This is a genomic window from Methylobacterium sp. J-070, from assembly GCF_022829385.1.
Lineage (GTDB): Bacteria > Pseudomonadota > Alphaproteobacteria > Rhizobiales > Beijerinckiaceae > Methylobacterium.
The window spans coordinates 243,688-267,219 of the sequence record NZ_JAKSXX010000165.1 but is presented as its reverse complement, the minus strand read 5'-3'; the positions used below and the strand labels follow the sequence as shown (position 1 = coordinate 267,219).

20 protein-coding genes, 1 tRNA gene and 1 other RNA gene are annotated in these 23,532 nt (G+C 71.6%); 8 read left to right on the top strand and 14 right to left on the bottom strand.

Annotated elements, in window-relative coordinates; all coding sequences use genetic code 11:
* Positions 1-27: 27 nt before the first annotated feature.
* Complete coding sequence (locus MKL01_RS17235; protein WP_243906421.1) at positions 28-1,284, top strand: SfnB family sulfur acquisition oxidoreductase; 1,257 nt, start codon at positions 28-30, stop codon at positions 1,282-1,284.
* 8 nt (positions 1,285-1,292) lie between these two features.
* On the opposite strand, the gene MKL01_RS17230 is transcribed toward MKL01_RS17235, so the two are convergent.
* The 3 genes from MKL01_RS17230 to MKL01_RS17220 all read right to left on the bottom strand — a co-directional run bounded on the left by MKL01_RS17230 (position 1,293) and on the right by MKL01_RS17220 (position 2,753).
* The gene (locus MKL01_RS17230) at positions 1,293-2,180 is read right to left on the bottom strand and encodes a cation diffusion facilitator family transporter (protein ID WP_243906420.1); all 888 of its coding nucleotides are present in this window, start codon (positions 2,178-2,180) and stop codon (positions 1,293-1,295) included.
* 97 nt (positions 2,181-2,277) lie between these two features.
* Positions 2,278-2,499, bottom strand: a complete 222-nt coding sequence (locus MKL01_RS17225; RefSeq protein WP_243906419.1) for a hypothetical protein — start codon at positions 2,497-2,499, stop codon at positions 2,278-2,280.
* Positions 2,500-2,504: 5 nt separating this feature from the next.
* On the bottom strand, positions 2,505-2,753 hold the full coding sequence (locus MKL01_RS17220) for a hypothetical protein (protein ID WP_243906418.1): 249 nt from the start codon (positions 2,751-2,753) through the stop codon (positions 2,505-2,507).
* A 99-nt stretch (positions 2,754-2,852) separates the two neighbouring features.
* On the opposite strand from MKL01_RS17220, the gene queA reads away from it, so the two are divergent.
* Positions 2,853-3,932, top strand: coding sequence for a tRNA preQ1(34) S-adenosylmethionine ribosyltransferase-isomerase QueA (queA, locus tag MKL01_RS17215; protein WP_243906417.1), 1,080 nt, complete (start codon positions 2,853-2,855; stop codon positions 3,930-3,932).
* Positions 3,929-5,065, top strand: a complete 1,137-nt coding sequence (gene tgt, locus MKL01_RS17210; RefSeq protein ID WP_243906416.1) for a tRNA guanosine(34) transglycosylase Tgt — start codon at positions 3,929-3,931, stop codon at positions 5,063-5,065. The genes queA and tgt overlap by 4 nt, the downstream gene beginning before the upstream one ends.
* 7 nt (positions 5,066-5,072) lie before the next feature.
* Here tgt and MKL01_RS17205 read toward each other — a convergent pair whose 3' ends face one another.
* The 4 genes from MKL01_RS17205 to MKL01_RS17190 form a co-directional block, all read right to left on the bottom strand.
* Complete coding sequence (locus tag MKL01_RS17205) at positions 5,073-6,122, bottom strand: hypothetical protein (RefSeq protein ID WP_243906415.1); 1,050 nt, start codon at positions 6,120-6,122, stop codon at positions 5,073-5,075.
* A 350-nt stretch (positions 6,123-6,472) separates the two neighbouring features.
* Positions 6,473-6,840, bottom strand: a transfer-messenger RNA (tmRNA) gene (gene ssrA / locus MKL01_RS17200).
* A gap of 220 nt (positions 6,841-7,060) precedes the next feature.
* Positions 7,061-7,137 (bottom strand) — tRNA-Pro (locus MKL01_RS17195).
* Between the two features lie 84 nt (positions 7,138-7,221).
* Positions 7,222-7,920 carry a 4'-phosphopantetheinyl transferase family protein gene (locus MKL01_RS17190; protein ID WP_243906414.1) on the bottom strand — a complete coding sequence of 233 codons (699 nt, stop codon included), beginning with the start codon at positions 7,918-7,920 and terminating at the stop codon, positions 7,222-7,224.
* 127 nt (positions 7,921-8,047) lie between these two features.
* Here MKL01_RS17190 and MKL01_RS17185 point away from each other — a divergent pair, with 127 nt between their 5' ends.
* The 3 genes from MKL01_RS17185 (at position 8,048) to MKL01_RS17175 (ending at position 12,784) form a co-directional block, all read left to right on the top strand.
* The gene (locus tag MKL01_RS17185; RefSeq protein ID WP_243906413.1) at positions 8,048-9,379 is read left to right on the top strand and encodes an MFS transporter; all 1,332 of its coding nucleotides are present in this window, start codon (positions 8,048-8,050) and stop codon (positions 9,377-9,379) included.
* A 27-nt stretch (positions 9,380-9,406) separates the two neighbouring features.
* Positions 9,407-11,842: an NAD-dependent DNA ligase LigA gene (gene ligA, locus MKL01_RS17180; RefSeq protein ID WP_243906412.1), complete on the top strand. Its 2,436-nt coding sequence runs from the start codon at positions 9,407-9,409 to the stop codon at positions 11,840-11,842.
* A gap of 72 nt (positions 11,843-11,914) precedes the next feature.
* Entirely contained in the window at positions 11,915-12,784 is an 870-nt protein-coding gene (locus tag MKL01_RS17175) for a 3'-5' exonuclease (protein WP_243906411.1), read from the top strand.
* Between the two features lie 6 nt (positions 12,785-12,790).
* On the opposite strand, the gene MKL01_RS17170 is transcribed toward MKL01_RS17175, so the two are convergent.
* Positions 12,791-13,849: a threonine aldolase family protein gene (locus MKL01_RS17170; RefSeq protein ID WP_243906410.1), complete on the bottom strand. Its 1,059-nt coding sequence runs from the start codon at positions 13,847-13,849 to the stop codon at positions 12,791-12,793.
* A gap of 20 nt (positions 13,850-13,869) precedes the next feature.
* Entirely contained in the window at positions 13,870-14,778 is a 909-nt protein-coding gene (locus MKL01_RS17165) for an amino acid ABC transporter substrate-binding protein (protein ID WP_243906409.1), read from the bottom strand.
* Between the two features lie 138 nt (positions 14,779-14,916).
* Here MKL01_RS17165 and MKL01_RS17160 point away from each other — a divergent pair, with 138 nt between their 5' ends.
* The gene (locus MKL01_RS17160; protein WP_243906408.1) at positions 14,917-15,861 is read left to right on the top strand and encodes a LysR substrate-binding domain-containing protein; all 945 of its coding nucleotides are present in this window, start codon (positions 14,917-14,919) and stop codon (positions 15,859-15,861) included.
* Between the two features lie 2 nt (positions 15,862-15,863).
* On the opposite strand, the gene MKL01_RS17155 is transcribed toward MKL01_RS17160, so the two are convergent.
* Positions 15,864-18,065 carry a 3-hydroxyacyl-CoA dehydrogenase NAD-binding domain-containing protein gene (locus MKL01_RS17155; RefSeq protein ID WP_243906407.1) on the bottom strand — a complete coding sequence of 734 codons (2,202 nt, stop codon included), beginning with the start codon at positions 18,063-18,065 and terminating at the stop codon, positions 15,864-15,866.
* A 113-nt stretch (positions 18,066-18,178) separates the two neighbouring features.
* Here MKL01_RS17155 and MKL01_RS17150 point away from each other — a divergent pair, with 113 nt between their 5' ends.
* Positions 18,179-18,958: an EAL domain-containing protein gene (locus MKL01_RS17150; protein WP_243906406.1), complete on the top strand. Its 780-nt coding sequence runs from the start codon at positions 18,179-18,181 to the stop codon at positions 18,956-18,958.
* Positions 18,959-18,988: 30 nt separating this feature from the next.
* Here MKL01_RS17150 and MKL01_RS17145 read toward each other — a convergent pair whose 3' ends face one another.
* From MKL01_RS17145 to rpsT, 4 genes are all read right to left on the bottom strand, one after another.
* Complete coding sequence (locus MKL01_RS17145) at positions 18,989-19,495, bottom strand: hypothetical protein (protein ID WP_243906405.1); 507 nt, start codon at positions 19,493-19,495, stop codon at positions 18,989-18,991.
* A 114-nt stretch (positions 19,496-19,609) separates the two neighbouring features.
* Complete coding sequence (locus tag MKL01_RS17140) at positions 19,610-20,818, bottom strand: acetyl-CoA C-acetyltransferase (RefSeq protein WP_243906404.1); 1,209 nt, start codon at positions 20,816-20,818, stop codon at positions 19,610-19,612.
* Between the two features lie 268 nt (positions 20,819-21,086).
* Positions 21,087-22,580, bottom strand: coding sequence for a chromosomal replication initiator protein DnaA (dnaA, locus tag MKL01_RS17135; RefSeq protein ID WP_243906403.1), 1,494 nt, complete (start codon positions 22,578-22,580; stop codon positions 21,087-21,089).
* 488 nt (positions 22,581-23,068) lie between these two features.
* Complete coding sequence (rpsT, locus tag MKL01_RS17130) at positions 23,069-23,335, bottom strand: 30S ribosomal protein S20 (RefSeq protein ID WP_243906402.1); 267 nt, start codon at positions 23,333-23,335, stop codon at positions 23,069-23,071.
* Between the last annotated feature and the right edge of the window lie 197 nt (positions 23,336-23,532).

Genomic DNA, 23,532 nt, shown 5'->3' with positions numbered 1-23,532 from the left:
CGAGATCCCGCCTGACTGGAGTAAGCCATGAACCTCGCCGTCGATGCGCGCACGCTCGAACCGGAGCGCCGCCAGGGCGCCCCCGGCCCCGCGCGGCCGCCCGCCCCTGCCCATGTGATCGGTGACGATACCGAGGCGCTGGCCGTCGCCCACCGGCTGGCCATCGAATTCCGGGCCGGCGCCTCGGAGCGGGACCGCCACGCCGTGCGGCCGCTGGCGGAACTCGATGCCTTCTCCCAGAGCGGCCTCTGGTCGATCAACGTGCCGCGGGCCTATGGCGGCCCCGAGGTCTCGTACCGGACCCTCGCCCAGGTGATCGCCCTCCTGGCGGCCGCCGATCCGGCCATCGCGCAGATCGCCCAGAACCACCTCGGCATCCTGGCCGCCATCCGCACCGTCTCGGACGACGCGCAGAAGCACCTGCTCTTCGGAGAGGCGCTGCGCGGTACACGGTTCGGCAACGCCTTCTCGGAGCGCGGTACCAAGCGGGCGGCCGATTTCGACACGCGCTTCACCGATCACGGCGATCGCGTCGTGGTGCGGGGCCAGAAATTCTACGCCACGGGCGCCCTCCTCGCCCATCTCGTGCCGATCGTCGCGCTCGATGCCGACGGGCGTGCCTGGTACGCCATCGCCGAGCGGGACGCCCCCGGCCTGACGGTGATCGACGATTGGTCGAGCTTCGGCCAGCGCGGCACGGCGAGCGGGACCGTGCTGATCGCGAACGTGCGGGTGCCCAAGACCCATCTGGTCCCCGCCTGGAAGGGCTACGCGGCGCCCACCGCCGACGGCGCGGTGTTCCAGATCATCCAGGCGGCCATCGATGCCGGGATCGGCCGCGAGGCCCTCGACGACACGATCCGCTTCGTCCGCGAGAAGGCCCGCCCGTGGATCGACAGCGGGCTGGAGCGGGCGTCGGACGATCCCCACACGATCCGGGCGATCGGCGACCTGACCATCCGCCAGCACGCCGCCGAGGCGCTGCTCGACCGGGCCGGGCTTGCCCTCGACGCGGCGGTGGCGCAGCCGGATGCCGAGACCGTCGCGGCCGCGCAGCTCGCGGTGGCCGAGGCGAAGGTGCTCACCACCGAGGCGGCACTGGCGGCGGCGAACACGCTGTTCGAGCTGTCGGGCACCCGCTCGACCCTGGCGGCGGAGAACCTGGATCGCCACTGGCGGAACGCCCGTACGCACACGCTGCATGATCCGGTCCGCTGGAAATACGCGATCGTCGGCAACCACGCCCTGAACGGCGTGACCCCGCCGCTCCACGCCTGGAGCTGACCGGCCGGCTACAGCACGGGCAATCCCCGGGCCTTCGCCTCCGCGCCGGGCTCGACGTGGATCGTCACGACCGCTCCGGGAATCGTCGTCTCCAGCGCGCTCTCCAGCCGGTCGCAGATGGCGTGCGAATCCTCGACCGTCATGGCGCCAGGGACCACCAGATGGAAATCGATGAAGGTCGCCTGTCCGGCCGAGCGCGTCCGAACGTCGTGCGCTTCCAGCGCTCCCTCCCCATGCTTCGAGATGAGGATACGGATCTCGCCCACGAGTTCGGGCGAGGCGGCGCGATCCATGAGGCCGTCGACCGACTCGCGGACCATCTGTGACCCCGACCAGAGGATGTGCAGCGCCACCAGGCCCGCCACCGCCGGGTCGAGCACGGGATAGCCCGTCACCAGGACGGCGACGACACCGACGAGGACGCCGCAGGAGGTGACGACGTCCGCGAAGACGTGCCGGGCATCGGCGATCAGCGCCGGCGACCGCCACCGCCGTCCCCATCGCATCAGCGCCCAGGCCCACACGGCGTTGATGACCCCGGCCCCGAAGTTGATGGCCAGCCCGAGCACCGGCGCATCCAGAACCTTCGGAGCGAGAAGGCCGAAATAGGCGTCCCGCAGGATCATCACCGCGGCCACGACGATCAGCGCGCCCTCGATGACGGCGGAGAAGAACTCGGCCTTGTGGTGCCCGTAGGGATGCTCCTCATCGGCCGGGCGTGCCGCAACGCGCAGGGCCACGAAGGCCCCGACCGCCGCGACGACGTTGATGATGCTCTCGAGCGCGTCGGAATACAGGGCGAGGCTGCCGGTGAGCCACGCGGCGTAGAACTTCAGGGCCGTGACGGCGAGACCGATGCCCGCGCTCAGCAGGGCGGCTTTCTGGGTGCGGTCCATGACGTGCGCCGATCGAGGGTCGACGGCCCCATACGGGATCGTCCGCGGCCAAGGCCACGGCAAAGGTTCGACGGTGCCGAAAACCTCTTAGCCCCGGCTAAGTCTCCGGCGTCGCCGGTGGGCGTGCCCTGGCCGCCTCCCGCTGCCGGCTGCGCTCGGCCTTGGCGCGCGCCGCCTCGGCCTTCCGGAGGAGGCGGCGGCGCTGCCACGCCGCGCTCGCCGCCGCGGCGAGGGTTTCGAGCCGCACGGCTTCGCGTTCCCAGTAACTCTGGAGCTGGCCGTCCAGGGTGATCCGTCCGGGACCTCCGACCGGGGCCATCGGCGTCACCCGCGCGGTGCGGGCGGTTCGCCCGTCTCGGCCACGACCAGAGCGTCCGGATCGCCCTGGAAGCTGCCGCCGCCCGCATCGCGGACCGGCGTCACGGGGCTGCCGTAGGGCTGGCTCGGATACGCCGCCGAGAACTTTGTCCGGGCGTCGTCCGGATCGTCGGCCTTGAGTACGATCTCTGCCGTCCCGGGCAGGGGCCAGCGGGGATCGGCGGCATCTCGGGGGGGCACGGCGTACCAGGGCATCGGCTGAGCGTCTCTCCGCGTCGGCGAGGCAGGAAACGGATGCGGTCCCGGAGGGTTCCGCGGTTGAATCCGCGGGCGGTTCGGTGCAGGCAGCCGGCGATGCGTGTGGACCTGTTCGATTTCGAGCTGCCGGAGGCCAGCATCGCCCTGCGCCCGGCCGAGCCGCGCGATGCCGGGCGGATGCTCGTGGTGCGTCCGGGGGCGCCGGTCGCCGACCGGACCGTGCGCGACCTGCCCGGCCTCCTGCGCGCCGGCGATGCGCTGGTCTTCAACGACACGCGGGTGATACCCGCCCGGCTCAACGGCGTGCGCACCCGCCCGGGCGCGCCCGGCCAGCGCACCGAGGTGATGCTGCATCTGCGCGAGTCCGCGGCGCGCTGGCGCGCCTTCGCGCGTCCGGCCAAGCGGCTCGCCGCCGGCGACACGCTGCGCTTCGGCGAATTGACCGCCACGGTGATCGAGAAGGCCGAGGCCGGCGAGGTCATCCTCGGCTTCGACCGGGCGGGCGCCGAACTCGATGCCGCGGTGGCGGCCGTCGGGGCCGTGCCGCTGCCTCCCTACATCGCCGGCAAGCGCGCCACCGATGCCCGCGACGCGACCGACTATCAGACCGTCTACGCCACGAAGCCCGGCGCGGTCGCGGCGCCGACGGCCGGCCTCCACTTCTCCGATGCGCTTCTGGCAGACCTCGACGCGGCCGGCCTCCGGTGTCACCACGTGACTCTGCATGTCGGCGCCGGCACCTTCCTGCCGGTCAAGGCGGACGACACGGACGCCCACCGGATGCACGCGGAGATCGGCCACCTCGACGCCCCGACGGCGGCCGCGCTCAACGCGGTCCGGGCCGCCGGCGGCCGGATCGTGGCCGTGGGCACCACCGCCCTGCGCCTCCTCGAGAGCGCCGCGGCCCCCGACGGCACGCTCTCGGCCTTCTCGGGCGCCACCGAGATCTTCATCACGCCGGGCTACCGGTTCCGCGCGGTCGACGCCCTGGTCACGAATTTCCACCTGCCGCGCTCGACCCTGTTCATGCTGGTCTCGGCGTTCTCGGGCCTGGCGACCATGCGGGCGGCCTACGCGCATGCGGTCGAGACCGGCTATCGGTTCTACTCCTACGGCGACGCCAGCCTGCTCTTCCCCGGCCGAGGCGCGGATGCGGCGAGCGCGACCCCGGCATGAGCGACCCTATGCCCTTCGGCTTCACCCTGCTGGCGCAGGACGGCGCGGCCCGGACCGGCGAGATCGCGACCCCCCGCGGCACGATCCGAACGCCGGCTTTCATGCCGGTGGGCACGGCGGCGACCGTCAAGGCGATGTACCCGGGGCAGGTGCGCGACCTGGGCGCCGACGTGGTCCTCGGCAACACCTACCATCTGATGCTGCGGCCCGGGCCCGAGCGCATGGCACGGCTCGGCGGGCTGCACCGCTTCATGAACTGGGACCGGCCGATCCTGACGGATTCCGGCGGCTTCCAGGTCATGTCGCTCTCCGCCCTGCGGAAGATCGACGAGCAGGGCGTGACCTTCCGCTCGCATATCGACGGCACCGCGCATCACATGAGTCCGGAGCGCTCCATCGAGATCCAGGGGCTGCTCGGCTCGGATATCCAGATGCAGCTCGACGAGTGCGTGCGCCTGCCGGCCGAGCCCGCGGCGATCGAGAAGGCCATGCATCTGTCGCTGCGCTGGGCCGAACGCTGCCGGGTGGCCTTCGGTGAGCAGCCGGGCCGGGCCCTGTTCGGGATCGTGCAGGGCGGCGACGTCCCGGCCCTGCGTGTCGAGAGCGCCCGCGCGCTGACCGACCTCGACCTGAAGGGCTACGCGGTCGGCGGGCTCGCGGTGGGCGAGCCGCAAGCCGTGATGTTCGCGATGATCGAGACCGTGGAGCCGCACCTGCCCCGGGCGAAGCCGCGCTACCTGATGGGTGTCGGCACCCCGGACGACATCCTGGGCGCGGTTGCCCGCGGCATCGACATGTTCGACTGCGTCATGCCCACCCGGGCCGGCCGCCACGGCCTCGCCTACACGCGCCACGGCCGGGTCAACCTGCGCAACGCGCGCCACGCCGAGGATACCGCGCCGCTCGACGCGGACTCGACCTGTCCGGCGACCCGGGACTATTCCCGCGCCTACCTGCACCACCTCGTTCGATCGAACGAGATCCTGGGCATGATGCTCCTCACCTGGAACAACCTCGCCTATTATCAGGACCTGATGGCCGGGGCGCGCGCGGCGATTCGGGATGGCCGGTTCGCCGCGTATTGCGACGCCACCCGGGAGGGCTGGGCACGGGCGGAGCGCGCCGTCGCCTGAACTCGGCTCAGGGATGCGCGAGCACGCGGTAGTCGCCGTCCGGACCGTCGGCGCCCGTATCGAGGGCCGCCTTCAGGTCCGCCACGATGCGGGCCGCCACGGGCAGCCGGTAGTGCAGCGCATCCCAGTAGTTCGCGTCGCGGCTGGTGAGCGGCGACGGCCGCCGGAAATCCACCGCCAGCGCCCGGTTGCCCGCGCCGAGGGCGGCGACGCGTGCCTTGCAGGCCGCCTCGCGCAGCCCCGCCGCCGTGCCCGGCGCGCCCTGTGCCGATGCGTGCACCGGCATGAAGACGAGGATCTTCAGGACGTCCGGGGGCAGGCTGCCGAGGAGGCGGTCCAGCCGGGCGAGGGCCGGCATGGGGGCGTCCGGCGCCTCGGCCGGCGCTGACGGATCGGCCGCGCCGAAACGGATGTGAGCCCGGGCGCGCTCCGGGTCGTAGCGGTCTTCGGGCGGGGTGAAGACGGCATAGCCGTCCCGCCGGATCCGGGGCCGCGCCAGCCCCATCCGCGCGAGTCCGGCCTGAAACGCGACCGTGACGGTGCGGAGGTTCATCTGCCGCAGCGAGCCCCAGGGCGTGCCGTCCGCGTAGAGCCAGTCGGGGAACGCGTTCGCGGTCCGTGACGGCGGATCGGCGGCGCACCACGTGGCGTCCAGGCCGAACAGGACGGCCCGCACCGGGCGGCGTGCCAGGAACAACCCGGCGAGCCGGATCTGCTCGTCGGGGGTTGCGGCGTTCACCGACAGGTTGGCGAACCGGCCTCCGAAGGCGGCGTCCAGGGCGTCGGGATCCAGGAGCCGCGCGGTGGATGTGCCGAACACCGCGGAATCGAACGCGCCGCCGCGGGCGATCTGCGGGTAGGAGAGCCGCTGGTTGGCATCCATGATCGGGCCCGGCGGCCGCCCGGGGGCGGCGCGCAATCCATAGGGATCGATGGCCGCGACGAAGATCAGCGCGACCACGCCCGCGAGAACGGCGCAGACGACGAAGCTGCGCGCGAAGCCGGCCCAGGCTGCGGCGGAGGCGCTATGGTGAAGGCTGGACGCTGGCGAGGCCATGTTCGGATCGATCGCGGAACGCGCGGACCATGCAGGACCGGCGGGTCCCGACCACCCTCGCATCGCGGACAGGCCGGTTCAAAGCGGAGGCATCCGGATCCGCGCCGCGCTGGCCTCCCGAGCGTTCGCCCCGTCGTCGCCCCATTCGGTTTCCGTCTGACCGCATCGGTTGATGCGCCCCGCTCCGTCATCCCCGGCAATGCGACCGGAGCCAGGGCCACGTGGCGCCGACGGGCGTCGCGGCCGCCGGATTGCCGCGCTCCGCGCGCCTCAACAGCGTGCCGAAGTCTTCGACCGGGCACGGGATCGGAAGTTTTGAAAAAGGCGGGCCCCGAGGCCGAAGCCCCGGGTTCTGTTGCTAGGCGTGCCCACGCCCCGGAAGATTACGCCGCGAGGCGCATCTCCATGCCGACGTTGTCGTTGGCATTTAGAGTTTTGGTCAGGTGCTCGGAACGAGGGTTGCCCGCGCCGAACCGGTCGAGTCCTTACCGAAAGCCGCATCTTACCCTGCCGAAGCAGGACAGAACTCGCGATCCCTTTACCGTCCAGTCGAACCTGTTTCGCCCCCAGCAGAAGCACCCCGGCAGCGCGCGGCCCGGAATCCCGGGTGCTCGCCTCGCCCCCGAGCGGTCTCGGGGCAGGATGCTTCTGGTGGAGGCGCCGGGTACCGCCCCCGGGTCCTGAAACGTTATTACGAACCGGTCGTCAGCCTCGCGGCGATCATATCCCAGAAATGGGGCGCGGGTCTAGCTGGCTTGTCAGCGTGTCCGATCGGCCCTTGGGTGCTCGCGCCGGCTTCAAATCATCGAAGGCGGATTCTGCGGCGCAGGGCGTATGCACGAGGTGGAGCGTTGATCGGGTGTGTTCGAGCCGGCCGTCAACGTTCCGCCGACGTCAGCCGGTCATGCGGAGGGGCTCGAACGAGTCTCGGGAAAGACTGGTCGGAGTGGCAGGATTTGAACCTGCGACCCCCACGTCCCGAACGTGGTGCGCTACCAGACTGCGCTACACTCCGAAGACGGCCCCGCGTGTCCGCTGAAGGCCGGCGAGCGGGCTTATAGCTGCGCCTTTCCCGGGCCGCAAGCGCGGTTTGCCGCTTTCAGAGGAGTCGGTCCGGCCAATCGGCCGGAAGCACATGGCAGGTGATCGGCACGGCGTCCGATCGGACCGCGACCGTCGCCGCATAGCCCGGGCCGGGATCCACCGTCACCAGGGTCCAGGCACCCCCCCGCTCCAGGCGCAGGAGACGCGGCGGCGCTGGGGGCACCGTGACGCTGAAGCGGTCGAGCGGCAGCGACAACCCCGTCCCGAGCGCCTTCACCACGGCTTCCTTCCGGGTCCACAGGCCGAAGAACGCGGACCCGACCGCGTCCGGCGGCAACGCCGCCAGGGCGTCGGCCTCGTCGGGGGCGAAATGCGTCCGCGCGATCCGGTCGGCATCCGGCATCGGCCGGCGGGCCTCGATATCGACGCCGACGGCGACCCCCGGTGTCAGGCCGACCATGGCCCGGTCTCCGGAATGCGACAGGTTGAAGGCGAGGCGGCCGCGATCCGCGCCGGCAAGTTCCGGCTTGCCCCCGGGCCCGGGAGCCACGCGGACCTCGGCGGGATCGAGATCCAGCGCGGTGGCGATGATCAGCCGGAGGGCGGCGTGGCTCGCCACGTAGCGCGCCCGATCCTCGGCCCGCAGGAACCGATCGGCACGGTCGGATTCGGGCCCGTCGAGGACCGTCCGGCAGAGGTCGAGCCGGGCCGGATCCAACGCGAGGTCGACGTGCCAGACCTCGGCCGCGCTCACGCGCCGCCTCGCCGCAGGCGGGGTCGCGGGCTAACGTCGATGGATGGGAGCGGCACGCGCGGGGATCCGGTGAAGACAGCATGAGGAGCATCGCCGCCCCGATCCGGCCGGGCAAGGGCCGGCGGGGATGAGCCATCCGGTTGCGACGGGCGTGTCCGGCGCCGGCTGGGTCCTGCCGACCCTCGCCGGCCGCCGCGCCCGCTACGGCGTCTTCTTCGCGACCTATCTCTATCAGGGCCTCATCGCCGGGTTCTCGCTGACCGCCCTGGCCAATCATCTGGCGGTGCAGGGGCGCTCGGCGGCCGAGATCGGGGTCGACTTCGCGCTCGCGGGCCTCCCCTGGACGCTGCAGCCGGTCCTGTGGGGACCGCTCGTCGACCGGGCCGGCGATTTCCGGATGGGACGGCGCCGGCCCTTCGCGGTCGCGGCGATCCTCGGCTGTCACGCGACCCTGGCGCTCCTGCCCCTCGTCGATGCCGGCCGGGTCGGCGCGCTGGGGCTGATCTTCCTGGCGCACAGTCTGTTCGCCGTGCTGCTGGACACCGCCTGCGACCGCATGATCATGGACCACGTCCCGGCGACGGAGCTCGGCCGGGTGAGCGCCTGTACCCGGGCCGGGTTCGTGGCCGGCACCAGCCTCAGCGCCGCGATCTTCGGCTGGCTGCTGTCGGTCTCCAGTGTCGCGGTGAGCGCCCGCTGGCTGCTCGCCGCCGCCATCCTGGCGAGCCTGCCGATGCTGCTCGTCCGCGAAGCGCCGGCGGACGCGCTCGTCGCGCTCGCCCGGCGCGGCCCGCCGCCGCGGCGGCCGCCGCTCCGGCGCTTCCTGCTGCGGCTGATTGCGGCCCTTCGGCGTCCCAGGGCCCTGAGGCTCCTCGCCCTGTGCTTCGCCCTCGACGGCGCCCTGGGTCTCTTCGAGCTGCCGTTCTCGGTCGATCTGCTCCAGCACCAGGGCTGGGACCCGGCGGACCTCTCGCGACTCCAGGCCATCCTCGCCCTGGCGAGCGGCACCGCCGGTGCGCTGGCGATCGGTCACTGGTCGGACCGGGCCGGGCCGGTACGGCCGCTGCGCGCCCTCCTGATCGCGAGCGCCGGGACCTTCGTCGCGGCCGGCGCCATGATCGGCCTCGGCCTGTCCGGACCGGCGGCCCCGGTGATCCTGGCGCTCACCACCGTGCTGCCGGGGCTGCTGATCGTCGCGCTGATGCCGGCGCTCCTCCTGGCCAGCCGCGGCCGCGCCGGGGCGGCCACGCAGTTCGAGGTCTACATGGCGGCGATGAATCTCGGGTCGGTCGCCGGCACGGCCTTCGCGGGCTGGCTCGCGCCCGTGCTGCCGCTGCACGCCGTCGCGGGCCTCGTCGCCGCCGTGTTCCTGGCGGCCTTCCGGATGGCGGGTCGCGACGATCTGCTCGGCGCCCGGGTCGACGGAACCGGGGATGCCGGGCTCCGGCCGACTCCCTGACGGCCGCCGATGCGCTAGAACCGCGCCATGGCTGCCGCGCAATCCAACCCGTCCGGTCTCGACCTCACCGCCGCGGAGGCGCGCACCGAGCATGCGCGCCTGTCCGAGGCGATCCTGGACGCCGACCGGCTCTACTATCAGGAGGATTCGCCCGAGATCTCGGACGCGGAATACGACCGTCTCCGCCGGCGTCTGGAAGACATCGAGGCAAGCTTCCCCGACCTTGCCGGGACCGGGAGCGCCAGCACCTCCGTCGGCGCCAAGCCGTCGGAGAAGTTCGCGAAGGTGCGCCACGCCGTGCCGATGCTCTCGCTCGGCAACGCCTTCGAGGACGCGGAGGTGGCCGAGTTCGTGGCCCGCGTGCGCCGATTCCTCGGCTGGCCCGACGAAACGCCCCTGGCCTTCACAGCCGAGCCCAAGATCGACGGCCTGTCGCTGTCGCTGCGCTACGTGGACGGCCGGCTCGACACCGCGGCGACCCGCGGCGACGGCGAGGTCGGCGAGAATGTCACCGCCAATGCCCGCACCGTGACGGACATTCCCGAGACGCTCGGCGGTTCGGGCTGGCCGGAGATCTGTGAGGTGCGCGGCGAGGTCTACCTGTCGCACGCCGATTTCGCCGCCATCAACGCCCGCCAGGAGGCGGCGGGGAAGCCGCTCTTCGCCAATCCCCGCAATGCCGCGGCCGGCAGCCTGCGTCAGCTCGATCCCGGGATCACCGCGTCCCGGCCGCTCCGGTTCTTCGCCTATGCCTGGGGCGAGCTGTCGGCGCCCATCGCCGAGACGCAGTCCGGGGCGCTCGAGCGGTTCGCGTCCTGGGGCCTGCCGGTGAATCCGCGCACCGAGACCTTCACCGACACGGCGGCGATGCTCGCCCATTACCGCCGGATCGAGGCGGACCGGGCCGGGCTCGGCTACGACATCGACGGCGTCGTCTACAAGGTCGACGACCTCGGCCTGCAGAAGCGGCTCGGCTTCGTCTCACGCTCGCCGCGCTGGGCGCTCGCCCACAAATTCGCCGCGCAGGAAGCCGTCACGATCGTCGAGGACATCGTGATCAATGTCGGCCGCACCGGCTCGCTGAACCCGCTGGCGAAGCTGAAGCCCGTGACGGTCGGCGGCGTGGTCGTCTCCAACGCCACGCTCCACAACGAGGGCTACGTGAAGGGCGTCGGCGCCGACGGCGAACCGATCCGCGACGGGCGCGACATCCGGATCGGCGACACCGTGACGGTGGTCCGGGCCGGGGACGTGATCCCCAAGGTGATGGACGTCGACCTCGCGAAGCGGCCGGCGGACTCGCGGCCCTACGCCTTCCCGGAGACCTGCCCGGCCTGCGGCAGCCGCGCGGTCCGCGCCGTCAACCCGCGCACCGGACGCCCCGACGCCATACGGCGCTGCACCGGCGGCCTGATCTGCCCGGCGCAGGGCGTCGAGCGGCTGAAGCACTTCGTGTCGCGCAACGGCTTCGACATCGAGGGGTTCGGCGAGACCTACATCGAGGTCCTGTTCGAGGCCGGCCTCGTGCGCCAGCCCGCCGACCTGTTCCGGCTCGACTTCGACAGGCTGAAGGCCGCCATCGTGGCGCGACGCGAGGCGCTGTCGGCCGAGCGGCGGGCCGAATCCGGGGCGGCCGAGCCGCCCAAGAAGGCCGCCAAGAAGAAGGGCGAGGAGGACGACAAGGCGATCAAGAATCTGCTCGCCGGCGTCGAGGACCGTCGCCGGGTGCCGATGAACCGCCTGCTCTTCGCGCTGGGCATCCCGCAGATCGGCGAGGCGACCGCCAAGGCGCTGGCCAAACGGTTTTCCGACATGCCGACGCTCATCGCGGCGATCCGGGAGGCCGCCGCCGTGCCCCCGGGGCCCGACTGGGTCGAGCTCACCGCCGTGCCGCGGGTCGGGGGGACCACCCGGGACCGGCTCCTCGATCTCGGCTTTCCCGACGACGGCGAGGCGCCGTCCGATCAGCCACGCGCCCGCCTGAGTGCGCCGCAGCGGGACAATCTCCTCCGGCATTACGGCGACGCCGACGCCGTGCGGGCCGCCCTCGCCCGGGCCGCGGCACAGCGCCCCGGGGATGCCTACCGCCTCTTCGCCGACGACGGCGAGATCGGCCCGGTGGCCACCGACGCGCTGATCCTGTTCTTCTCCGAGCCGCACAACGCGGACGCGGTCTCGGCCCTGCTCGACGCGGTCACGGTCGAGCCGATGGAACGGCCGGCGGCGACCTCGACCTTCGCGGGCAAGACGGTCGTCTTCACCGGCACCCTGGAGAAGATGACCCGCAACGAGGCCAAGGCGGTGGCCGAGCGCCTCGGCGCGAAGGTCTCCGGCTCGGTCTCGGCCAAGACCGATCTGGTGGTGGCGGGCCCCGGAGCGGGCTCGAAGCTGAAGGACGCCCAGAAGCACGGCGTCCGGGTCGTGTCGGAGGACGATTGGCTCGGGATGGTGACGCCGGGTTGAAGCCCGATTCGAAGCGGCCTAGACGTGCGGGAGAACGCCCCGAGAACTCCCCTCCGGCACGGTTGATCCGCGATGACGGTCCTGGCCCTCGACTTCGAGACGGCCAACGAGCGGCGCGACAGCGCCTGCGCGGTGGGTCTGGCCTGGATCGCGGACGGCCGCGTCGTCCGCCGGGAGAGCCACCTGATCCGCCCGCCCGAGATGCGCTTCTCGCCCGGCAACATCCGGGTGCACGGCATCCTGCCGGCGAACGTCGCTGACGAGCCGGACTTCGGTACCGTGATGGCGCCCTACCTGGAGGATCTGCGGCGCGGGCTGATCCTGGCCCACAACGCCAGCTTCGACATCGGCGTCCTGCGCGCCGGCCTGGCGCGGGCCGGCCTGCCGGTGCCGGATCTCGCGTATCTCTGCACGGTGCAGGTGGCGCGCCGGGTGTTTCCGGCGCCCGAGGGCTGCGGGCTCGGCAAGGTTGCCCGGCGTCTCGGCATCCGCTTCGAGCACCACGACGCCGGCGAGGACGCCTTTGCCTGTGCGGAGATCGCGCTCGCCGCGATGCGCGAGCGGGGAGCGCGGGACGTGCCCGCTCTCGCGGCCGAGATCGGCCTGCCGATCACCCGGGCGGTGGGCGGCCCGGCCCTGCCCCGCCGCCCGCAGGGGGCGATCAGCGGGCGGGCGATGGCGGCCTTCGCCCAGGCGCCCGCCGCCCTGCGCTTCACCATGCGCGGATCCACCGGCAACCGGTACAGCGTGGTGCTGGAGGAGCAGCCGGGCGGCCCGCAGCTGCGGTGCACCTGCACGGCCGGCCGCTACGGCCTGCGCTGCCGCCACGTGAAGGCGCTGGAGGTCGGCGACATCACCGACCTGATGTCGGACAACGCCTCCGAGGTCGCGCTCCTCGCACGGATGCTCGGCGTGAAGGCCCGGGTCGCCGGCGCGGCCTGAGACGGGTCAGTCCGCGTCGAGGCAGGTGCGGAACGCCGCCACGGCGCGCTCGACGTCGGCTCCGGCGATGTGCCGGTGCGTGACCAAGCGCAGCCGCCTGTCGCCCAGCGGTCGCGTGCGGATGCCGGCCGCGTCGAGATCGTCCACCCAGCGGGTGCTGCTGCGCCCGGTCCGGCCGAGATCGACCTGCACGATGTTGGTCTGCGGCACGCTCGCCGACAGGCGCGGGCCGAGCGCGTTGAGCCCGTCGCTGAGCTGCCGGGCCCGGTCGTGATCCTCGCCGAGCCGGGCCCCCATGACGGTGATCGCCTCGAGACCCGCCGCCGCCACGATGCCGACCTGGCGCTGGGTCCCGCCGATCATCTTGCGCAGGCGCCGCGCCGCCGCGATGACCGGACGCGGCCCGGCCAGCACCGCGCCCACCGGGGCGCTGAGACCCTTCGACAGGCACAGGGACACCGTGTCGACATGCGCCGCGAGGTCGGCGGGCGCGACGCCGAGATGCGTCGCGGCGTTGAACAGGCGGGCGCCGTCGCAATGGACCGGGATCCCGCGCGCGTGGGCGAGGTCGGCCACGGCCGCCATGTGGGCGACCGGCAGGACCGTTCCGCCGGCGGCGTTGTGGGAGGTCTCCAGCGCGATCATGGCCGTCCGGAGCGGGCTTGCGGACGGGTGCAGGGCGTCCGACAGCCGGTCGAGGTCCATGGCGCCGTCGACGCCCGGGATGCCGAGCAGGAAGGCCCCCGTCAGGGTGGCGGCGCCCCGCTCGGTGTTGATCATGTGGGCCTGGGCTTCGAGCAGGACCTGCTCGCTGCGCTGGACCTGGGTGAGGATCGCCAGAAGGTTGCCCATCGTGCAGCTCGGAACGAACAGCCCGGCGGCCTTGCCGAGGGTCGCCGCCGCGGTCTCCTCCAGGTCCCGGGCCGTCGGGTCGGCGTCGAGCCCGTCGTCGCCGAGCGGCGCCGTCCGCATCCGCGCGTACATGGCCTCGGTGGGCCGGGTGACCGTGTCGCTGCGCAGGTCGACGGCCGCCGCTCCGGCCGCGGGAGTCAGGTCGCTTCGCATCTCGAACTCGCCGGCTCGACCTATCGGTAGGCCGATTCGTCGCCGGAATCGGTCGGATTGGCCAGGGCGCGCTTCAGCACGTCGCTCATCGGCAGGTCGAGGTTGATGCCCTTGGGAGGGATCGGGCGCTCGAAATACCGGGTGTAGAGGCGTGCCACGGTGCCGTCCTGGATCAGCTCGATGACCGCCCTGTCGACGGCCGCCTTGAAGGCCGGGTCGTCCTTCGGCTCCAGGATGCCGTAGGGCGCGAATTCCAGGCCCTTGGTGCCGATCTTGTAATCCGCCGGCCGCTTGGCGCCCGCCACCGTGGCATGGGCGAGGGCGTCGTCGTTGATCGCCCCGGCGGCGCGGCCGGTCTCGACCAGCAGGAACACCTCCGCGGTGTCCTTGGCGGGCATCACCTGGATGTCGAGCTTGTCGCGGACGTTGACCCGGGTGGCGACGCGCTGGGTCTCGCCGCCCGCCTGCGCCGAGATGGCCTTTCCGCGGAACGACGCGATGTCCTCCACGTCCACCGGCGTGTCCCGCTTGGCCACCAGCACCACCTGCGCCACGAAGGTCGTCGGCGCGAACGAGACCAGCTTGTGCCGCTCCGGCAGGTTGCTGGCGGTGCCGCATTCGAGGTCGATCGTGCCGTTGTTGATCAACGGGATCCGGGTCGCCGACATCACCGGCACGTGGCGGATGTCGAGCCTGGGCAGACCCAGCGCCGTCTTGAGCTTCTGCGCGACGTGCTCGCATATCTCCAGGGAATAGCCCACCGGCTTGGCGTCGTGATCGAGGAAGCCGAAGGGCGGCGACGCGTCGAGGAAGCCGAGGCTGATCTGGCCGCTGGCGCGGATCTTGTCGAGGCGCCCCTCCGCGGCGGACGGCGCGGCGAGGGCCGCCCAGCACAGGGAGGCCAGCAGAAGCGAAAGCGTCCTCGACACGGTCCAAACCCCCTGGTTATGCCAGGCCCCCCGGCGCACGCGACCGGCGCCGGGGCCACAAGCTCTGCCGCCTGATTGTTGGCGGGGTCGCGCGCCGGCGTCCAATGCCGATTCACCAGCCGAGCATACGGATCCGATATGGCCGAGCGGCGCATGACCTTCCGGCACATCGAAGCCTTCCGCGCGGTGATGGCCACGGGCTCCATGACCGGTGCGAGCCGGCAGCTCCACACCTCGCAGCCGCAGGTGAGCCGGCTCATCGGCCAGCTGGAGGCGATCACCGGCCTGCCGCTGTTCGACCGCAGCGGCAGCCGGGTCGTGCCTTCCCTCGACGGGACCCGCTTCCATGCCGAGGTCGAGCGGGCCTTCGTGGGTCTCACCAGCCTGGAGGCGGCGGCGGCGCGCATCCGCGCCTTCGGGGCCGAGCGCCTGCGGGTCGCCGCGATGCCCCGGCTGGCGGGCGGCCTCCTCGCCCGGGCGGTGGTGCGCTTCCGCGCCGCGCACCCGGACGTGATCGTGGCGATCCACGCGGGCGACGACGGGACGGTGAACCACTGGGTCGCCACCGGCTTCTGCGACGCCGCGCTGACGATGCTCTACGGCGACGTCCCGGATGCGCGACGCGAGCACGTGGAGACCCGCGCCTGCGTGGCGGTGCTGCCGCAGGACCATCCGCTCACCGCACGCGTCGCACTCGCGCCGGAGGATTTCCGCGACGTGCCGTTCGTCGCCGCCTCGCTCGGAAGCGCCCTGCGCGGCCGGACCGAGTCCGTCTTCGAGGCGGCCGGGATCGCCTTGACGATCACCGCCGAGGCGGGGCTCGGGGCCTCGATCTGCACCCTGGTCTCGGCCGGCCTCGGGGTCAGCCTGATGAACCCGCTCGCCGCCCACGAGGAGGCGAAGGTCTCGCCGATCGCGATCCGGCCCTTCGCCCCGGCCCTGCCGGTGCACTTCGCGCTGCTGTTCCCGCCCGACCACGCCCGCGGCCGCCTGATGCGGGCCTTCGGCGCCTGCGCGCGGGCTGTGCTTCTGGAGGAGCTGGCGCAGCTGCCGGACGCCGCTGGCGGGCGTCCGGCCGGCTGACCTCAGGCGGCGCGCTTCTCGGCGTCCGCGTAGAACGTGCCGCCGCGCTCGGCCATGGCCGCCAGGTTGTCGGGGACCCGGAACCGCGGGCCGTGCTTGGCCTCCAGCCGGCGCGCGAGATCGACGAAGGCCGCGGCGCCCATGAAGTCGATGTAGGACAGCGCGCCCCCGGTGAACGGCGCGAAGCCGAACCCGAGGATCGAACCGACATCGGCCTCGCGCGGATCCGTGACCACGCCCTCGCCCACCGTTCGGGCGGCCTCCAGGGCCTGCACCACCAGGAGCCGCTGCTTCAGTTCGGTGAAGTCGACGGCGTCGGGATCGAGGCGGTTCTGCTGCAGGGCCTTCAGGCCGGGCCAGAGGCGCTTCGGCGCGCCCTCCGGGTAGTCGTAGAACCCCTTGCGGTTCTTGCGGCCGAGCCGGCCCTGGTTCTCCACCATCTCGGACAGGATCGTCTTCTGCGCGGGATCGACGGCGCCCTGCCCCACCTGGGCCTCCGTGGCCTTGGCGATCTTGAGCACGAGGTCGAGGGCGACCTCGTCGTTGAGCGAGAGCGGCCCGACCGGCATGCCCGCCTGACGGCCGGCGCTCTCGATCATCGCCGGCGGCACGCCCTCGGCAAGCATCTTGTGCCCTTCGAGGATGTAGGCGCCGACGCAGCGGTTGGCGAAGAAGCCGCGGGCGTCGTTCACGACGATCGGGGTCTTCCTGATCAGGCGCACATAGTCGAGGGCTGTGGCGAGCGCCGCGTCCCCGGTGGCCTCGCCCTTGATGATCTCGACCAGCATCATCTTCTCCACCGGCGAGAAGAAGTGGATGCCGACGAACTGGGCCGGTCGCTGCGCGCTCATGGCCAGGCCGGTGATCGGCAGGGTGGAGGTGTTGGACGCGAAGATCGCGTCGGGACGGATCACCGCCTCGACCTTCCGGATCACCTCGGCCTTCACCTTCGGATCCTCGAAGACGGCCTCGATCACGAGGTCGCAGTCGGCGAGCGCGCCGTAGTCGGCCGTGGTGGTGATGCGGCCGAGCAGCGCGTCCCGGTCCGCCGTCTTGGCGCGGCCCTTGTTGATCTGGCCGGTGATGAGCGAGTGGGCATAGGACTTGCCCTTCTCGGCGGCCTCGACCGACTGGTCGACGAGCACCACCTCGATGGCGGCCTGCGCGGTCACGTAGGCCACCCCCGCGCCCATGAAGCCGGCGCCGATCACGCCGACCTTCCGCAGGCTGGTGGCGGGCACGCCCTTCGGGCGGCGCGCGCCCTTGTTCAGCTCGCCCATGGAGATGAACAGCGTGCGGATCATCGCCGCCGCCTCGGTGGAGCGCAGGATATGCGCGAAGTACCGGCTCTCGACCCGCAGGGCGAGGTCCATCGGCAGCTGCAGACCCTCGTACACCGAGGCCAGGATCGCCTTCGCGGCCGGGTAATTGTCGTGGGTCTCGCGCCGGTAGATCGCGTTGGCCGGGGGCCAGATCATCATGCCGGCCGGCGAGTAGACCTTGCCGGAGGGCGCCTTGAACTTCGGCACGTCCCACGGCGCCACCGCCGAGCCGCCCTCGCGGATCCAGGCCTTGGCGCGCTCGACGATCTCGCCCTGCGGCGCCACCGCGTGGACCAGCCCCATGCCCTTGGCCATGGGCGCGCGGATCTGCTCGCCCTTGAACAGCATCTGGAGGGCGTCGCCGGTCTGCATCAGCCGGGCGACCCGCTGCGTGCCGCCGCCACCCGGGAACAGGCCGACCTTGATCTCCGGCAGGCCGACCCGCGTCTTCCCGTCGTCGGACGCGACCCGGTGATGGCACGCCAGCGCCAGCTCGAAGGCACCGCCCAGGCACAGGCCCTGGATCGCCGCCGCGAAGGGCTTGCCGCAGGTCTCGAGCCGCCGGAACAGCAGCGACAGGCGCCGGGACGCCTCGAAGAAGTGGCGCATGGCCACCTCCTCGCCCTGCTCGGCCTTGAGCTGCTCGTAGGCCCGGCCGAGGCCCTGCAGCATCGTGAGGTCCGCCCCGCCGGAGAAGTTGTCCTTGCCGGTGGCGATGACGCAGCCCTTGATGGCCGGATCGGAGGCGACCTGCTCGATGATTTGCTCGAGCTGGTCCATCACCCCCTCGGTGATCACGTTCATCGAGCGGCCCGGCATATCCCAGGTCGCCAGGGCGATGCCCTCGGGATCGGTCTCGAAGCGGAAATCGGTCAGCGTCACGGGGCCGTCCTCCCAGGAAAGCGTCGGCGAGATACCGAGGCGATCACGTTAAGGTTGTGTAGAGCGCCTTCGTGCACGGTCCGTATGCCGGGGGGTACCGACGGAAGCCGGACATGACGAAGGATACTGGCTGTCGCGCCTGCCGCGCCGGCACCGCCCTCGATTTCGAATTCACGATGGCCTTCCAGCCGATCCTCGATCTGGCGGACGATTCCGTCTGGGCCTACGAGGCGCTGGTGCGCGGCCCGAACGGCGAGCCGGCCTACACGATCCTCGATCGCGTGACCGACGAGACGCGCTACCAGTTCGATCAGGCCGCCCGCGTCAAGGCGATCGAACTCGCCGGACGGCTGTTCCCCCGCGACAGCGCCACGCGCCTGTCGATCAACTTCATGCCGAACGCCGTCTACGAGCCGAATGCCTGCATCCGCGCGTCGCTCGAGGCGGCGCGGCGCGTCGACTTCGCGCACCGGCGCATCATGTTCGAGTTCACCGAGCAGGAGCGGTTTCGCGATACCGAGCACGTCAAGCGCATCGTGGCCGCTTACCGGCAGCAGGGGTTCCTGACCGCCCTCGACGATTTCGGCGCCGGCTTCGCGGGCCTGAGCCTGCTCGCCAATTTCCGCCCCGACCTGATCAAGGTCGACATGGATCTGCTGCGCGGCCTCGACACCGATGCCGGGCGCCACGCGATCGTGTCGGGTGTCGTCGCGATCGCGGGCGCCCTGGGCGTGACGGTGCTCGCCGAGGGCGTCGAGACCGCCGCGGAGCTCGAAGCCCTCCGCGCCCTCGGGATCACCCTGGTGCAGGGCTACCACTTCGCCAAACCGCTGCTGGAGGCGCTGCCCCCGGTGGCCGGGTTCGCGCCCGTGGCGGCCGCGCGCGCGGCCTGAGGCCAGGCGGTCGCGCGCGGCGCGCATCGGCTACTTCGGGGCCGGCGCCGGCGCCGCGGCGGGCGGCATCGGCGGCGTGCCCGGCTGCGGCGTGTTGTCGGTCGCCGAGGCCACGGCGAGCATGTTGAGCAGCTTGGTCACCGAGTTCTGCGAGATCGCCGTCACCGACGAGTTCGGGTCGGCATTCATCGTCTGGAACTTGAGGTAGGTCGGATCGGAGTAGATCTCGTCGAGATGCTTCAGTTCGGCGAGGCTGAACTTCTCGGCGTAATCCTTCGACAACCCCTCCACCATGATGCCGCGCTGCTTCTCGAACTCGGCCAGGAGTTCCTTGCGCACAGACTCGGCGCGGGCCTCCGGCATCGGCGCGACGGTCTTCTCCAGGGCGACGTTGAAGCCCGTCTGAAGGTTCTTGATCAGGGTCTTGTTGACGAGGGTCGTGGCGGCGGCGACGCGGTCCGCCGCCTCGTCGGCGCGGGCGGCGAGCGGCAGGCTCAGTGTGACGCCGAGGCAGAGCGTCGCGATCAGGCGGTTCAAGGGCTTGTCTCCCGTGGTTTTTTCGTCCGGCCCGGTCGCGGGCCGATCGTAGACCGCGCCTCTATCAGCGTTCCGGCCCTTTGGGGAGCGGCGGGTCGCCGCCCCGGGCCGACCTCAGATCCGCTCGATGATCGTGGCGGTGCCCATGCCGGCGCCGATGCACAGCGTGACCAGCGCCCGCTCCTTGCCGGTCCGCTCCAGTTCGTCGAGCGCCGTGCCGAGGATCATCGCACCCGTGGCGCCCAGCGGATGGCCCAGGGCGATGGCGCCACCGTTGACGTTGACCGCCTCGGGATCGAGGTCGAAGGCCTGGCAGAAGCGCAGGACCACCGCGGCGAAGGCCTCGTTGACCTCGAACACGTCGATGTCCGACAGGCTCATCCCGGCCTTCGCCAGCACCTTGCGGGTGACGTCGACCGGGCCGGTCAGCATCAGGGCCGGGTCCGAGCCGATATTGGCGAAGGCCCGGATCCGGGCACGGGGACGCAGGCCGGCCGCCGCGCCCGCCGCCCGCGAGCCGATCAGCACGGCGGCCGCGCCGTCGACGATGCCGGAGGAGTTCCCGGCATGGTGGACGTGATCCACCGTCTCCACGTCGGGATGGGCGTCGGTCGCCACGGCGTCGAAGCCGCCCATCTGGCCCATCTGAACGAACGACGCTTTCAGCGCGGCCAGCGACTGCATGTCGGTGCCCGGCCGCATGTGCTCGTCGCGGTCCAGCAGCGTGATGCCGTTCACGTCGCGCACCGCAACCACCGACCGGTCGAACAGTCCCTCGGCCCAGGATTGCGCCGCGCGCGCCTGCGAGCGGACCGCGTAGGCGTCGCAATCGTCGCGGGTGAAGCCGTACTTGGTGGCGATCAGGTCGGCCGAGACGCCCTGGGGCATGAAGTAGGACTTGATGGCGATCGCCGGATCCACCGGCCAGGCGCCGCCCGAGGCCCCGAGCCCGATCCGGCTCATGGATTCGACGCCGCCGCCCACCGCCATCTCGTGCTGGCCGCTCATGACCTGCGCTGCGGCGAAGTTCACCGCGTCGAGGCCGGAGGCGCAGAACCGGTTGATCTGCACGCCCGGAACCTGCGCGCCGTAATCCGCCACCAGGGCCGCCGCCCGGGCGATGTCGCCGCCCGCCTCGCCCACGGGGTCGACGCAGCCCAGAACCACGTCGTCGACCAATCCGGTATCGAGCCCGTTGCGGTCCTTGAGGGCGCGCAACGCGGTCTCGGCGAGACGCAGGGCCGTGACCTCGTGCAGGGAGCCGTCCGCCTTGCCGCGCCCCCGCGGCGTGCGAACGTGGTCGTAGATGAAGGCGTCCGTCATCAGCACTCCCCGGGGCGTCGGTCTGGGCCAGTCGGCGACGCGGCCTTACAGGGCCGTCTCGGTCAGCGCCAGTCTGCCACGACGGGCGCGCCCCCGGCCAGCCCCGAAGGTGGGGGCGAACCGAGGGCGCATGACAACGGAGGTGGTTTGGAAATGTTTTCCGGCGACGCGCACCGATCCCGGGGATCGAAGCGCGCCGTCGGCGTTGCGCGGACATGCACAGGACCGCTTCCGAACAGTCCTCGCCCGGTCGTCGACCGGCGTTCAGCTAGTCCTGAAGCATCCGCTTCAGCAGCTCGACTTCATCGCCGAGCACCGAATCTTCGCCGATCAGCTTCTCGATCTTGCGGACGGCGTGCAGCACCGTGGTGTGATCGCGTCCACCGAAGCGGCGGCCGATCTCCGGGAGCGAGCGCAGGGTCAGGACCTTCGACAGGTACATGGCGATCTGGCGCGGCTTCACCACGGCGGCGGTGCGCCGCTCCGACAGGATGTCCGAGCGCGAGACGTTGTAGCGCGAGGCGACCAGCTTCTGGATGTCCTCGATCTTGATGCGCTTCGGCTCGCGATTCTTCACGAGGTCCCGGATCGCGCTCTCGGCGGTCTCCATCGTCACCGCGGTGCCGGTGAGCGTGGCATGCGCCAGCAGCCGGTTCACCGCGCCTTCGAGGTCGCGGCCGTTGGCGGTGATCGCCCGGGCCACGTAGGCCGCCACCTGCGGCGAGACATCGAAGCCCGGATGCGAGGCCCGCACGGCGGCGAGGCGCGCCGACAGGATGGAGACGCGCAGCGCCTCGTCGAGGGCGGTGATCTCGACCACGAGGCCGCCGCCGAGGCGCGATCGGACCCGCTCTTCGAGGGCCTCCAGCTCGGTCGGGGGCCGGTCCGAGGCGACGACGACCTGGCGGCCGGCATCGATCAGCGCGTTGATCGTGTGGCCGAACTCGGCCTGGATCGACTTGCCCTGGATGAACTGGACGTCGTCGAGGATCAGCAGGTCGATGCCGCGCAGGCGCTCCTTGTAGGCCAGCGCCGACTGCGTCTTCAGGGCGTTGACGAAGCCGTACATGAACCGGTCGGCGGTCAGGTAGATGACCCGGCGCCCGGCCTCGCGGGCGGCGTGGCCGATGCCGTGCAGCAGATGGGTCTTGCCCAGGCCGACGCCGGCGTGAAGGTAGAGCGGATTGTACAGCGCGCCCTCCCCCTGGTGATGGGCGACCCGTTCGGCGGCGGCATGCGCCAGGGCGTTGGAGCGCCCGATGACGAAGCTCGCGAAGGTCAGACGCGCGTCGAGGGGCGTGCCGCTGAGATCGCCGCCGCCGTCGGCGCCGCGCGGCTCCGGAGCCGATGCGACCGCGGCGACGGGCACCGGCGTGCCGGTGGCGTGCAGGCGGGCGAGCGGTCCGCTGGCCGGGCTGGCCTTCGACGCCCCGACGGCCACCGGCCTGACCGGAGCGCCGGTGCCGCGCACGCCGACCTCGATCCGCGCGACCTCTGCGACCTCGGACTTGAACGTGTTGAGCACGCGATCGAGGTAGTGCGATTCGATCCAGCTCTTGAGGAAGCGGGTCGGGACCGTCAGACGGGCCGTGCCGCCGGTCACGGCGTCCAGCTCCAGCCGGGCGAACCAGCTGGCGAAGACGTCCTCGCCGAGTTCCGCGCGGAGCCGCCGCTTCACGCGCGCCCAGGCGGATCCGTAATCCGTGTTGCCGCCGCCGCGGCTCCCATCGTCGTCGCTCGCCACCGTTCCGTCGACACGCATCACTGGCTCTCCCGACGCCGCCGACGGATTCCCGCAGGCCGCGCGTACGCACGATTTACGCCCTCAGCGTCCCGCATGAATGGGCGGGACCAAGTCCACCTCATGGAGTCAACCCCTCCATGGGGAACTTTTGCCGATTGGGAGAGCCTATCAACAATTACCTACAGTTCCTTTAACAGTGGGACTTGTGGGGACGGGGTGAAGCCTCCTCCGCAAGTGTTCCGGCCGGCGCCGAAGACAGACGCTAGAGTCTTGCCGAATCGAATTGATTCGCCCGAGTCCCGAAATCGCGCGGTTTTGCTTGGTCGGTGTCAGTGTCTGTTAAGCTACACGCCGTCCCTGGACTCTGCAACGTGAGCGAGTCTTGAACAGGGTTAACGGCTTCGCACCGGCCCGCGCCGCGTCCGGGGGCTGCCGACCCGGAGAGCGCGCACGAAAAAGCCCGGCGCGAAGGCCGGGCTTGCATCCGTCTCGAATGTGCGGGTGGTTCAGGCCGCGAGGGCCTTCACCCGGGCGGCCAGGCGCGAGACCTTCCGCGAGGCGTTGTTCTTGTGAACGATGCCGCGCTGGGCGGCGCGCATCATCTCCGGCTCGGCGACGCGCAGGGCGGTGAGCGCGTCCTGCTGGTTGCCCGAGGCGATGGCCTCCTCGACCTTGCGGACGAAGGTGCGCATGCGCGAGCGGCGCGAGCGGTTGATCGCCGTGCGCTTGGCGATCTTGCGGGTCATTTTCTTGGCCGAGGCGGTGTTGGCCATGGAATCCTCGTTCTCTTCGTCGGGCGAAGCCGACGGGCCGGCTCAGCCGGGAATCGGTCGTCGCATCAGGTTGTGTGGCGATAGCCGAAAGGCAGCGCGCGCGAAAGCGCGCCCCCCCGGCGAAGCGGTCTCTATAGTGATGGGGGCGCGACGCGTCAACGCGGACCAGCCAGATGCCGACCGATCGGGCTGCGCGT